At 56.4% G+C, this 12,402-nt stretch carries 14 protein-coding genes; 11 read left to right on the top strand and 3 right to left on the bottom strand.

Annotation, left to right across the window (positions count from 1 at the left end):
* Positions 1-35 precede the first annotated feature (35 nt).
* Positions 36-407, bottom strand: a complete 372-nt coding sequence (locus tag SRB521_RS08915; protein ID WP_075703799.1) for an MmcQ/YjbR family DNA-binding protein — start codon at positions 405-407, stop codon at positions 36-38.
* A 127-nt stretch (positions 408-534) separates the two neighbouring features.
* Here SRB521_RS08915 and sigG point away from each other — a divergent pair, with 127 nt between their 5' ends.
* Entirely contained in the window at positions 535-1,305 is a 771-nt protein-coding gene (sigG, locus tag SRB521_RS08910; protein ID WP_033117204.1) for an RNA polymerase sporulation sigma factor SigG, read from the top strand.
* Positions 1,306-1,328: 23 nt separating this feature from the next.
* Here sigG and SRB521_RS08905 read toward each other — a convergent pair whose 3' ends face one another.
* Both SRB521_RS08905 and SRB521_RS08900 read right to left on the bottom strand, forming a co-directional pair.
* Positions 1,329-2,753, bottom strand: a complete 1,425-nt coding sequence (locus SRB521_RS08905) for an adenine nucleotide alpha hydrolase family protein (RefSeq protein WP_129868838.1) — start codon at positions 2,751-2,753, stop codon at positions 1,329-1,331.
* Between the two features lie 5 nt (positions 2,754-2,758).
* Positions 2,759-3,634 carry a C40 family peptidase gene (locus tag SRB521_RS08900; RefSeq protein ID WP_116721709.1) on the bottom strand — a complete coding sequence of 292 codons (876 nt, stop codon included), beginning with the start codon at positions 3,632-3,634 and terminating at the stop codon, positions 2,759-2,761.
* 82 nt (positions 3,635-3,716) lie between these two features.
* Between SRB521_RS08900 and SRB521_RS08895 the strand changes: the two genes are divergently transcribed.
* The 10 genes from SRB521_RS08895 (at position 3,717) to ispG (ending at position 12,369) form a co-directional block, all read left to right on the top strand.
* Positions 3,717-3,977 carry a YlmC/YmxH family sporulation protein gene (locus SRB521_RS08895; protein ID WP_033117207.1) on the top strand — a complete coding sequence of 87 codons (261 nt, stop codon included), beginning with the start codon at positions 3,717-3,719 and terminating at the stop codon, positions 3,975-3,977.
* 221 nt (positions 3,978-4,198) lie between these two features.
* Positions 4,199-4,933 carry a 30S ribosomal protein S2 gene (rpsB, locus tag SRB521_RS08890; protein WP_033117208.1) on the top strand — a complete coding sequence of 245 codons (735 nt, stop codon included), beginning with the start codon at positions 4,199-4,201 and terminating at the stop codon, positions 4,931-4,933.
* 93 nt (positions 4,934-5,026) lie between these two features.
* Entirely contained in the window at positions 5,027-5,944 is a 918-nt protein-coding gene (gene tsf, locus SRB521_RS08885; protein ID WP_033117209.1) for a translation elongation factor Ts, read from the top strand.
* Positions 5,945-6,162: 218 nt separating this feature from the next.
* Positions 6,163-6,885, top strand: coding sequence for a UMP kinase (gene pyrH / locus SRB521_RS08880; protein WP_033117210.1), 723 nt, complete (start codon positions 6,163-6,165; stop codon positions 6,883-6,885).
* Position 6,886: 1 nt separating this feature from the next.
* Positions 6,887-7,441, top strand: coding sequence for a ribosome recycling factor (frr, locus tag SRB521_RS08875; RefSeq protein ID WP_033117211.1), 555 nt, complete (start codon positions 6,887-6,889; stop codon positions 7,439-7,441).
* A gap of 90 nt (positions 7,442-7,531) precedes the next feature.
* On the top strand, positions 7,532-8,272 hold the full coding sequence (locus tag SRB521_RS08870) for an isoprenyl transferase (RefSeq protein ID WP_075703802.1): 741 nt from the start codon (positions 7,532-7,534) through the stop codon (positions 8,270-8,272).
* 2 nt (positions 8,273-8,274) lie between these two features.
* A complete protein-coding gene (locus SRB521_RS08865) occupies positions 8,275-9,102 on the top strand; it encodes a phosphatidate cytidylyltransferase (protein WP_116721708.1) in 828 nt (275 codons plus the stop codon).
* Entirely contained in the window at positions 9,099-10,247 is a 1,149-nt protein-coding gene (locus tag SRB521_RS08860) for a 1-deoxy-D-xylulose-5-phosphate reductoisomerase (RefSeq protein WP_075703804.1), read from the top strand. The genes SRB521_RS08865 and SRB521_RS08860 overlap by 4 nt, the downstream gene beginning before the upstream one ends.
* A gap of 18 nt (positions 10,248-10,265) precedes the next feature.
* The gene (locus SRB521_RS08855) at positions 10,266-11,321 is read left to right on the top strand and encodes a M50 family metallopeptidase (protein WP_075703805.1); all 1,056 of its coding nucleotides are present in this window, start codon (positions 10,266-10,268) and stop codon (positions 11,319-11,321) included.
* 10 nt (positions 11,322-11,331) lie between these two features.
* A complete protein-coding gene (gene ispG, locus SRB521_RS08850) occupies positions 11,332-12,369 on the top strand; it encodes a flavodoxin-dependent (E)-4-hydroxy-3-methylbut-2-enyl-diphosphate synthase (RefSeq protein ID WP_075703806.1) in 1,038 nt (345 codons plus the stop codon).
* The last annotated feature ends 33 nt before the right edge of the window (positions 12,370-12,402 follow it).

Below are 12,402 nucleotides of genomic sequence, written 5' to 3'. Positions count from 1 at the left end.
GCAGACTGGACGTTGGGCAGCGCGCGGGTCGGGCGCTAAAGAGTCTCACGAACCTTTTTTGGAAGCTTGGCCACGACCAGAGAGTAGGACATGTCACACATGTCCCGGAGGAGCGTTTCCGGCACCGCTCCGTCGAGATAAACGCTGTTCCAATTGCGCTTGTCGGAATAAAAGCCGGGGACCACGTCCGGGTATTCGGCGCGGAAGGCCTCGGCCAGGCGGGGGTCGCATTTGAGGATCACCATAGTCCGTCCGGCGTGCGGCTTGTGTTCCGAATCGGGCGTACAGACCGCAGCGAACATTTTGCCGCGTACCAGATAGCGTTCCCACTGCCATTCCACTTTGAAATCCCGCTCCGCACTAGGCTTCGACAGCAGATAGCCGTCCAGCCAGGGATAGTTTGTCATAAAAAATCCTCCCTTCGAAGTCCATCGAAAACCGTCCAACGATAAAAAATATAGCATGTCCTCCACGCGTATGGACCGCACCGCCGGGGAAATACTGATACCAGTAAACGGCGGGGAGGCATATGGGTTGCAAGGAAAAGTAGAAATCTGCGGCGTAAACACCGCCAAACTGAAAGTGCTGAAAAACGAGGAGACCACCGAACTGCTGAAGCGGACCAAACAGGGGGATATGGCGGCGAGGGAGGCACTGATTGCCGGCAATCTGCGCCTGGTGCTCTCTGTGATTCAGAAGTTTACCAATCGTGGAGAGAATGTGGACGATCTCTTTCAAGTGGGGTGTATTGGTCTCATCAAAGCCATTGATAATTTCAACGTGGACCTGGATGTTCGATTTTCCACCTACGGGGTACCGATGATCATCGGGGAGATCCGCCGCTATCTGCGGGACAACAGCGCCATGAGAGTTTCGCGCTCCATGCGGGACACCGCTTATAAGGTGCTTCAGGCCAAGGAACATTTCATGGCGGAGCATCAGCGAGAGCCGACCGTGGAGGAGATTGCGGGGATGCTGGAGATCAAGCGGGAAGATGTGGTCTTTGCCTTGGATGCCATCGTGGATCCGGTAAGCCTCTATGAGCCTGTATATTCCGACGGTGGAGATACCATTTGTGTGATGGACCAGGTGAAGGACTCTAAAAACACGGACGAAAGCTGGCTGGAACAGATCGCATTGAAGGAAGCCATCGCCCGGCTGTCCGAACGGGAGCGGCACATTTTGAATCTGCGCTTTTTTGAAGGAAAGACCCAAATGGAGGTTTCGGCTGAAGTCGGCATCTCCCAGGCGCAGGTATCCCGCCTGGAGAAAAATGCCATCAGCCAGATCAAAAAAAATTTGTGAGACACAGCCGCCTTCGGGCGGCTTTACATATATTTGGGGATATCCTTCTCCAACTCAGCCAGCATGATTGACCACTCCGGCGGCAGATCCGAAGAAAAACCAGAGTACCGCTTGAGTTCCTCGATGGCGCGGTCTCGCGAGACGGAACCGGCAGCGGAGGCCAGAGAGAGCTCTATGGAAGAAAAGGGCAGCATACAGGTCTCCATATTCCGGAACCGGAAGAGCTGAGACCACTCCTTGCACCGCTCGATTTTGCAGCTGGTATGGAGTCCTTTCCCGGAATCCGGCGCGTCCACCCACCCGATTTCACGGGAGAGAAGCTCTTTTACACCGGCCCAGTCGTAGACACCACCCTCGGAAATGTCGTCAAAGTCGATATGGATCAATGCGGGGAGCCGAGCGGAACGAGCGGCTTCTCTCACGGCCTGCCGGAAAGGAGCCAAGAAGTCCGGGGCCTGGGCCAGCGCGGAAGCGGTGTTCTCCACCAGCTCGTTATGGTAAATGCGCTTTTTCCCAGAAGATTCCCCGCCAAAGGCCAGTTGGCGCACCGTCATGTAGAGCTCCATCTGACCAGGGGCGAAGGGACGGCGAAGGGTGAACACTCTGCATGTGTTCACGGCGAGCCGGGCTGCGGATTGTGCCAATGGATGATAATAAAAGGCGGGGGCCATTTGATTATAGATCAGATTTCTGCACTGGGAGGGTTCGTTTCCCAGCACCAGATAAGGAACATCCCACTGGCACAGGCGCTGGAAAAAAAGAACATAGGCCACGGAGGGGCAGATGCAGACATTTTTCTGGAGGGCATAGGCCTTCCGATAAATAGCGTTCAGCGACGGGGTGGGCGCACGCTCCACCAGAAAGTCTACTTCAGGAAGCGCCTCCCGGGCATGTGCGATGCTCTCCCTGGCCCAGTCGGATATAAAAGGGGTCTCCCATGTGAGCGAGAGGACCCGCAGCTTTTGGACCCGCGCCAGCTGGTAGAGCAGATAGGAGGAGTCCTTTCCGCCTGTATAAAAGACTGCGGCGTCGTAGCGCCGATCCGGAGAACGGGGAATGGTGCGCAGGACCGGCATGACATTTTTGGCATAGCGGTATTTTTCCTCTGTTCTGCACATCGGGCAGAGCCCATGGCTGTCCAGCTCAAGGCCGGGAATGACATAGTCATTTGCGGCGCAGCGTACACAGTAGGCGGCATCCTCCAGGGAGGAGGGAGAGGTGCGCAGAAGGGAGCGGTCGGTCACGATTCCTTCACGGAGCAGCTTTTGAAAGCCGGGCGTACGGATATATTGGGAGATATCCCGTTTTCCGTCCAAAGAGGCCACCAGTGCGGCGGTACGCCGGTCCAGCCAGATGCGGCGATGAAACAGATGCGGAGGCTGCCGAAGCCCGTAATATACAAGAGTCTGCCCTTCCAGACGCCAGCGGGATTGCAAGACAGGGATCATAGGAATCAGCTCCATTCTCTCGGGTCCAACCCATAGATCTGCACGACCTCCAGAAGCGGTGAGTGGGCCAGATCGTTGACTGTCACCAATCGACCGCCGTCGCTGTCCAGGTCATAGCCGAAGTGCTGAAAGGCATACCAGACCAAATAGGAGCATTGGACGCCAAATGCGTCGTCTTCAGGCTCCTTCAGACCCCAAAAGCCGCTGGTCAGGCGATAGGGAACCCCATTCAGATATTCCACCGCATAGGCGGTCAATGCCTCCTGGAGCACAGGGGTCATATCCCTGAGGCGCAGGACAAGGTAGTTGGAGTAATCCAACCAGTGCTGTGTGTCCATAATGGCGGAATCTGTGCCGATCAGCACGGCCTCCAGTGTGGAGCCGCCTTCCTCTGAGACATCCAGCACTAGGCCGGCGTGACCGTGCCGCCACCCCAGTGAGTGGGTGGAGTAGGTGAGGAGGATATCCCCCGGCCGGAGATCGGCCAGCGGAGGCGCCATGATCTGGGTCCCATCCGGGGTTTTAAGGTGATCCTCCTTAACAAAAGGCCCGAACAGGGGATCACAGCTTACAGTAACAGGGGCAAAAAAAGCGGATTGGACTTCCAGAATATGGTCAATACCGGACGGACCGCTGTCCCGAAGGCGGTCGACGGCCGAAGGACCCAGGCCGGTCTGGAGAAACAGCGTATCATAGTCTTCGGCATCAAGCCGAGGCTGTTCCCAAATGGGGGAGAGGTCTATGATAGGGTAGTCTGGAAGAAAGGGGGGCTTACGGTGCGCCACAGCGCTCTGTAAAAAAAAGATCCCGACAAAAAGGAACAGGATGGCGGCGAGGGCACAGAGGAGAAGGCGGCGCCTCCTGGACGTGGGAAACTTCAAAAAATCACCTCATAGTACAAGCGGGTTGTGGCATAGACTGATTATACACGGAAACGACCACTTTGGAAACGGGGGATTTTGAATGGAGAGCCGGATTGCAGAGCTGAGGGATAAGGAAATCATCAATATCAGCGACGGATGCCGTTTCGGATATGTGGGAGACGTAGAGGTAGACCTGGAAACTGGGAGGGTCAAGGCGCTGATTGTACCGGGAAGGCTTCGCTTTTTCGGACTTTTCGGGCGGGAGGAGGATCAGGTCTTCCCCTGGGAGTCCGTCCGGCGTTTTGGAGAGGATATCATTCTGGTGGAGGCGGAGGAGGCTCGCCGCAGCCGGAGGGAATGAAAAGGGTATGGCAAGGGCCATAAAGTACAGATTTTTAAACAAGATCCTGTAAACAGGAAAAAAGTGTTGCAATTCGGGACATACTGTGCTAAAATACCATAGCTGTGCAGAAACGCACAGTATTACACACACCATCGGGAGGGAGCGCCTTGTGCCTGAACAGGTCGGCGGGCTCCGAATGAACGGGGTGGAGGTAATAACAATAAAGGAGGAATTTTTCAATGGCAGTCGTATCAATGAAACAGCTTCTGGAGGCCGGGGTCCACTTTGGTCACCAGACCCGTCGGTGGAACCCCAAAATGTCCGCGTATATTTACACGGAGCGCAACGGCATCTATATCATCGACCTGCAGAAGACTGTAAAGAAGCTGGAAGAAGCCTACAACTTTGTCCGCGATCTGTCCGCCGGGGGCCAGACTCTGCTGTTTGTCGGCACTAAGAAGCAGGCGCAGGAGGCCATCAAGGAAGAGGCCACCCGTTGCGGCGGATATTATGTAAATGCCCGGTGGCTGGGCGGCATGCTCACCAACTTTAAGACAATGCGGGGGCGTGTGGACCGTCTGAACCAGCTCAAAAAGATGCAGGAGGACGGCACATTCGACATGTTGCCCAAGAAGGAAGTCATGAAGCATCTGGGCGAGATCGCCAAGCTGGAGAAGTACCTCGGCGGCGTCACCGAGATGAAGCGCCTCCCTGGTGCTCTCTTTGTGGTGGATCCCCGTAAGGAGCGCAATGCCATCAACGAGGCCCGCAAGCTGCACATTCCCATCGTGGCCATTGTCGATACTAACTGCGATCCGGATGAGATCGACTATGTGATTCCCGGCAATGATGACGCTATCCGCGCCATTCGCCTGATTTCCTCTGTCATGGCCAACGCCATCATGGAGGGCAAGCAGGGCGAGGACAATGTGGAGGCTGAGGCCGCCAAGGCCGGCGAGGCCACCGGCGCCTGATTTCCGACCGATACAGGGCTCTTAGTGCCCGCCGGCGCGCGGCGGGCGCTTTTTTAAAGCTTGACAAATGAGACGATAATGGAGGTTTTAATTATGGCTTTTACCGCTAAGGACGTGCAGGCCCTGCGCGAAATGACCGGCGTAGGCATGATGGACTGCAAGAAGGCCCTCACCGAGGCCGACGGCAATATGGATAAGGCTGTTGAGATCCTGCGTGAAAAGGGGCTGGCCGCCTCTCAGAAGAAGGCTGGCCGCATCGCGGCTGAGGGCATGGCCTATGCCGCTGTGGTTGACGGCGTGGGCGTGGTGGTCGAAGTGAACGCTGAGACCGACTTTGTGGGCAAGAACGAGAAGTTTGTGGACTTCGTCAAGGGCGTGGCCGCCGTGGTGGCGAAGGAGAAGCCCGCCGACCTGGACGACCTAATGGCAAAGCCCTATGGCAATGGTCGTACCGTGCAGGAGGAGCAGCAGGAGATGGTGCTCGTGATCGGCGAGAACATCAAGGTCCGCCGTTTTGCGTTCTTCACGGAGGGCGTGTCCGTACCCTACAATCATGCCGGCGGCAAGATCGGCGTGCTGGTGAACCTGGAAGTCTCTGCGGGCCTTGAGGATAAGGTGACTGAGGTCGGCAAGGATATGGCCATGCAGATTGCTGCCCTGAATCCCCGTTTCCTGGACAAGAGCCAGGTCGATCAGGCCACGCTGGATGAAGAGAAGAAGATTCTCTTGGTCCAGATGGAGAATGATCCCAAGATGGCCTCCAAGCCTGAGAAGGTGAGAGAGGGCATCGTGACCGGCAAGCTGGGCAAATTCTATAAGGAGAACTGCCTGTTGCAGCAGGAGTTCGTGAAGGACAGCTCTGTGAGCGTGGAGCAGTATATGGCCAATGCGGCGAAGGCTCTGGGCGGCACGATCACTCTGAAGAATGCGGTTCGCTTTGAGAAGGGCGAGGGCATTGAGAAGAAACAGGAGAATTTTGCCGAAGAGATCGCCAAGCAGCTGGGCAAGTAAGAATGTAGTTAAAAAGAGCCGGGAGCAGAGCTCCCGGCTCTTTTCACAGGCACCGATACTCTTCAAATGTTTCCATTTTACGCGGCTGTAGGCTGTGCCGCTCCAGGGCACCATGAGAACAAATTGTAAAAAAAGCCGTCAGACCTCTATGCAAACGGAGAAACTTATATTAAAATAGGATAGACAAATTATAAAAACAGGGAAGGGGATATTTCACTATGCCTGAACCGCAGTATAAACGAATCCTGCTGAAAATCAGCGGAGAGGCACTGGCCGGCGATGCCAGCCGCGGCCTGGACTTCGATGTGATCGGCAGAGTCTGCGATGTGATCAAGAAATGCAGTGAGGCTGGCGTCCAGGTGGGGATTGTAGTGGGCGGCGGCAACTTCTGGCGCGGCGTCAAGGATGGGGGGGACCGGATGGAGCGCACCCGGGCCGATCATATGGGGATGCTGGCCACCGCCATCAACTGCCTGGCCATTGCCGATATGCTGGAGCAAAAGGGCGTGGACGTGCGGGTCCAGACCGCTATTGAGATGCGCTCCATCGCAGAGCCCTATATCCGTTCCAAGGCCATCCGGCATATGGAGAAGGGCAGAGTCGTGGTGTTTGGCTGCGGCACCGGAAATCCCTTCTTTTCCACTGATACTGCGGCGGTGCTGCGGGCGGCGGAAATTGATGCCGACGTGATTCTTCTGGCCAAAAATATCGATGGTGTCTACAGCGCGGATCCCAACAAGGACCCAACTGCGGTCAAATATGACAGTATCACCTATGATGATGTGCTGGCGCAGCATCTCCAGGTCATGGACAGCACCGCCACATCCCTCTCCATGGATAATAAGATTCCCGTGATTCTCTTTGCCCTTAAGGACCCGGAAAACATCTATCGGGTAATTATGGGCGAAAAAATTGGAACCATCGTCAAGGAGGAGAAGTGAGATGAAAGAGATCCTGAAGGATTATGACGTGAAAATGCAGAAGACCGTAGATGTGGTCGTGTCGGACTTCGCCAGTGTCCGCGCCGGGCGGGCCAATGCGGCGGTTTTGGACAAGATCGCAGTGGACTACTACGGGAGCGCCACTCCCATCAACCAGGTGGCCGCGATCTCTTCTCCCGATCCGCGCAGCCTGCTCATCAAACCTTGGGACGGCTCACTGCTCAAAGCCATTGAAAAGGCTATCCAGACCTCAGATCTGGGGATTAACCCTCAAAATGACGGCAGTTCCATTCGGCTTTCTTTCCCACAGCTCACAGAGGAGCGCCGCAAGGAGCTCACCAAGCAGGTAAAGAAGTATGCTGAGAACGGTAAAGTGGCCATCCGCAACATCCGCCGGGATGCCATGGATAAGTTCAAGGCCATGCAGAAAAAATCGGAGATCACGGAGGACGAGTGCAAAGAGTACGAAAAGGACCTCCAGGATATGACCGATAAGCGATGCAAGCAATTGGACGAGCTGGCGGCCAAGAAAGAGACGGAGCTGATGGCGGTGTAAGGCGGAACCGCTATACACACAATGCGGTGCGGGGCGCCTCAGCGCCCCGCACGCTTTCTGTCTTTGTATCACATCATTCAGGAGGCGTTCATGGCCTTTTTTAAACAGAAGCAGACGGTGCAGGTAGATTTTGTCCACCTACCCCGCCATGTGGCGATCATTATGGATGGAAATGGAAGGTGGGCCAAAAAGCGCGGCCTCCCGCGCACCGCCGGTCACGCCGCGGGCGCAGAGAATTTCCGTACCATTGCCACGTATTGTAAGGAAATTGGGTTAGAATATCTTACAGTCTATGCCTTTTCTACGGAGAATTGGAAGCGCCCTGATGAGGAGGTCTCCGCCATCATGGGCCTCCTTCGGAAATATTTGCTGGAGGCCATCGGCCGCATGGAGCGTGATCGGGTTAAGATGCACTTTTTCGGCGACCTCTCGCCGCTCTCGGAAGAGCTGAGGGTCCTCTGCATGGAGACGGAGGAGATTTCCAAGCGGTATGAGGGCTGTCAGGTGAACATCTGCCTGAACTATGGGGGGCGGGACGAGATTCTGCGGGCGGCGCGCGCGTTTTCCCGGGACTGCGCAGAGGGAAAGTCGGATCCGAACCATCTCACGGAGGAGCAATTTTCCCATTATCTCTTCTCTGCTGGTGTGCCCGACCCTGATCTGGTGATCCGGCCCAGCGGAGAGGTCCGCATCTCCAATTTCCTGCTGTGGCAATCGGCCTATGCCGAGTTCTATTTTACAGACGTATTGTGGCCCGACTTTTCAAAGGAAGAGCTGCACAGGGCGCTTGCGGCCTATCAGAGCCGTTCGCGCCGCTTTGGAGGAGTGTAACCATGGGTAAACGTGTGATAGTGGCAGTGGTCCTGGTGCCGGTGCTGCTGGCAGTGCTTTTTCTGGCCCCCGACTGGGGCCTGCCCATTGCGATTTCCGCGCTGGCGATGGTTGCCCTTCACGAGGTGCTCTGGTCCACCGGATTTGTCAAGAATCCGAAGGTCTCCGGGCTCGCCATCGTTCTGGCGGGGCTTATTCCGTTCTGGGTTTTCGTGGGGGAGCGTATGCTCCCGGCGTTGGTGACACTTTTTATCTATGTATTTCTCCTCTTTGCGGTGGCCATGACCAGCCATTGCACGGTGACAATGGAGAAAATGGGGGGCTCTTTCTTCCTGTCTATTATGATCCCCTATTTCCTGTCGACCTTCATCCGGCTGCGGGAAATGCCCGACTGGAACTACTATATCCTCCTGCCTTTTGTAGTGGCCTGGCTCAGCGATGCGTTTGCCCTTTTTGGAGGGATGCTTTTCGGCAAACACAAGCTGGCGCCGGAGCTCTCCCCTAAAAAGACGGTAGAGGGGGCTGTTGGCGGTGTTGCAGGGGCTGTGCTGTCCACACTCCTGTACGGTTTTATCGTCGGGAAATGGTTCGGAGCACCTGCGGTCCGCTATGGACTGCTGGTCATTTATGCCCTGTTGGGCGCGCTGGCGGCCCAGTTCGGCGACTTGGCATTTTCCTATATCAAACGGGAATATAAGATCAAGGATTATGGCAGTATTTTCCCGGGCCATGGCGGGGTGCTGGATCGATTTGACAGTGTGATTTTTGCTGCACCTCTGCTGGAGATCCTGATTGTCTCTTTCCCGGCTTTTGTGGGGGTGATGGGGTGAGCAGGCGTGTTGCACTGTTGGGCTCTACCGGCTCCATCGGTCGACAGGCGCTGGAGGTAATTGAGGCATGCGGCATGTCGGTGGCTGCTCTGACGGCGAACCAGAGTGTGGAATTGTTGGAGCGTCAGGCCAGGCGGTTCCGGCCGGAGCTGACTGTGGCGGCAGATGAAAAAGCAGCCTCTGATTTGCGGGTACGTCTTGCAGATACGGATATCCGCGTGGCCTCGGGCCAGGAGGGACTGCTGGAGGCCGCGGCCCTGGAATCCGCCGATACCGTACTCACCGCCGTGGTGGGCGTGGCCGGGCTGGAGCCCACTCTGTGCGCCGTCAGGCGGGGAAAGCGGATCGCACTGGCCAATAAAGAAACTATGGTGTGCGCCGGGCAGCTCGTTATGGACGAGGCGGATCGCTGCGGGGCGGAGATCGTGCCGGTGGATTCGGAACATTCGGCTATTTTCCAGTGCCTTCAGGGCAGCGGAGACAGAAGGGAAGTGCGCCGTCTCATCCTCACCGCTTCCGGAGGACCCTTCTATGGATGGAGCAGGGAGCAGCTCCGGGAGGTGACGCTGTCCCAGGCGTTGAAGCATCCCAACTGGGCCATGGGAGCCAAGATCACCGTGGACTCCGCCACCTTGATGAATAAAGGGCTTGAGTTTATCGAAGCTATGCGGCTCTACCGGATGCCGCCCGAGAAAATTTCCGTTGTGGTCCACCGGGAGAGTATAGTTCACTCCTTGGTGGAATACTGTGATAATGCGGTGCTGGCACAGTTGGGCGCGGCAGATATGCGCCTTCCCATCCAGTATGCCCTCACCTGGCCGGAACGCACGATCGGACCGGCCAGACCGCTGGACCTGCTGCACTGTCCTCCGCTTACCTTTGGAATGCCCGACTGTGAGGCGTTCCCCTGCCTGGCGATTGCAATGGAGGCGGCGCGTACCGGCGGCACTGCCACCGCAATCCTGAATGGAGCAAACGAGACGGCGGTGGGGCTTTTCCTGGAGGAGCGAATCGGTTTTATGGACATTCCGGCCCTGGTAGAGCGGGCTATGAGCGTGGTCCCTGTTGTCCAGGCCCCCCAACTGGAACAAATCATGGCGGCAGACCGCGCCGCCCGCGATGCCGTGCGCAGCACGGCCAGGTAAGAGGAGAAACACAGTTCTATGGCATTTTATATCATCATTGCAATCTTGATGTTCGGCGTTCTCATTGCCCTCCATGAGTTTGGTCATTTTATTACGGCCAAACTGTTGGGCGTGCGGATCAATGAGTTTTCCATCGGCATGGGTCCCCTGTTGTGGTCTCAAAAACGGGGCGAGACCCAGTATTCTCTGCGTGCCATCCCTATGGGCGGTTTCTGCGCCATGGAGGGAGAAGACGATGATTCGGATGACCCGCGGGCGTTTTCCAATAAGCCTGCCTGGAAGAAATTCATCATTCTGGTGGCTGGGTCCTTTATGAATTTTCTCACAGGTCTGGTGCTCTTCATCCTCATTTTTGGCCAGGCGACGGCCTTTGTTACCCCGGTGATCGCGGACTTCATAGAGGGCTTTCCATACGAGAGCGAGGCGGGGCTCTTACCAGGAGACCGGATCGTATCGGTGAATGGAGAGCATATTTTCAGTAAATCCGACCTGGATTTCTTCTTTTCCCGTGCCGGAGGAGAAAATATGGACCTGGTGATAGAGAGAAATGGACAGAAGCTGGTGAGGGAGGATTTCCCGCTGGTCCCCCGGGAGTATCCGGGCTATGACCGGCTGATGTATGGTCTCACCTTTACCGTCCAGGAGGCGACCCCGTTCACAAGGCTCCAGCAGAGCTGGTACAGCGCTGTCGATATGGTGCGGCTGGTCAAGATTAGCCTTGTGGACCTCTTCAGCGGGAGGGCCGGCATCAAAGACATGTCCGGTCCCATTGGGATCGTCAATGCCATCGGCGAGGTGGGCGCGGAGTCGGAAAGCAGAATGGATGCCCTGATGAATATCCTTAATTTTGTCGCCTTCATCGCCATCAACTTGGCCGTGATGAACCTCCTACCCATACCAGCCCTGGATGGCGGCCGCATTTTCTTCTTAGTGGTCAATGGGATATTTACGCTGTTCACGCGCAGAAGGCTGGACCCCAAATATGAGAGCTATGTCAATGCCGCCGGCTTTGTCTGTCTCATTCTTCTTATGGTGGTAGTGGCCGTCAATGATGTTTTGAAATTGATTCAATAGGGTGATCGCTATGACAAAACAGATCCTTGTTGGGGGCGTTCCCGTGGGGGGGAACGCTCCCATTCCCATCCAGTCTATGTGCAATACCCGGACCGACGATGTCGCGGCCACCGTGGCGCAGATCAAACGCTTGGAGGCGGCGGGGTGTGAGATCATTCGGGTGGCGGTCCCCGACATGGCCGCAGCAAGGGCCGTCGGGGCGATCCGGGAGCAGATATCCATTCCGCTGGTGGTGGACATCCATTTCGACTATCGGTTGGCACTGGAGGCAGTAGCCGCCGGAGCGGATAAGGTGCGCATCAACCCCGGCAACATCGGGGCCCCGGAGCGGGTGAAGGCGGTGGCGCAGGCGTGCAGGGTCCGGGGGGTCCCCATCCGTATCGGAGTCAACGGTGGTTCCCTGGAAAAACCTCTGCTGGCCAAATATGGAGGCATTACGCCCGAGGCCTTGGTGGAGTCGGCTTTTGGGCATATCGAGCTGCTGCATAGATATGACTTTGATGATATCTGCGTATCGTTGAAATCTTCCGACGTGCGGACCACCATAGCGGCCTATCGTCTGATGAGTGAGAAAAGTGACTATCCTTTACACCTCGGCGTCACAGAGACGGGCACGCTCCGTATGGGGACCATCAAATCCGCCATCGGGATTGGAGGTCTGCTCGGCTTTGGAATTGGGGACACGATCCGGGTTTCCCTTTCTGCCGACCCTGTGGAGGAGGTGTCTGCCGCGCGGGATATCCTGAAGGCGCTGGGAATCCGGCGGGATGGGCCGAATCTGATTTCATGCCCTACCTGTGGACGTACCCGCATCGACCTGATCCGGTTGGCCCAGGAAGTGGAACAGCGGCTGGAGCATGTGCAGAAACCGCTGACCGTCGCTGTTATGGGATGCGTGGTCAATGGGCCAGGTGAGGCGGCATCGGCGGACGTAGGTATCGCAGGAGGAGATGGCGTAGGGCTGCTGTTCCGCAAAGGGGAGATCGTGAAGAAAGTGCCTCAGGACCAGCTGGTGGACGAGCTGTTTTCACTGATCGATGAGATCTGACGTGAGAACAGAGAGAGTACGAAGGAGCCTTTA

It is taken from the genome of Intestinimonas butyriciproducens, from assembly GCF_004154955.1.
GTDB lineage: Bacteria > Bacillota > Clostridia > Oscillospirales > Oscillospiraceae > Intestinimonas > Intestinimonas butyriciproducens.
Note: the sequence above shows the minus strand (reverse complement) of the source record. Positions and strands in the feature narration are given on the sequence as shown.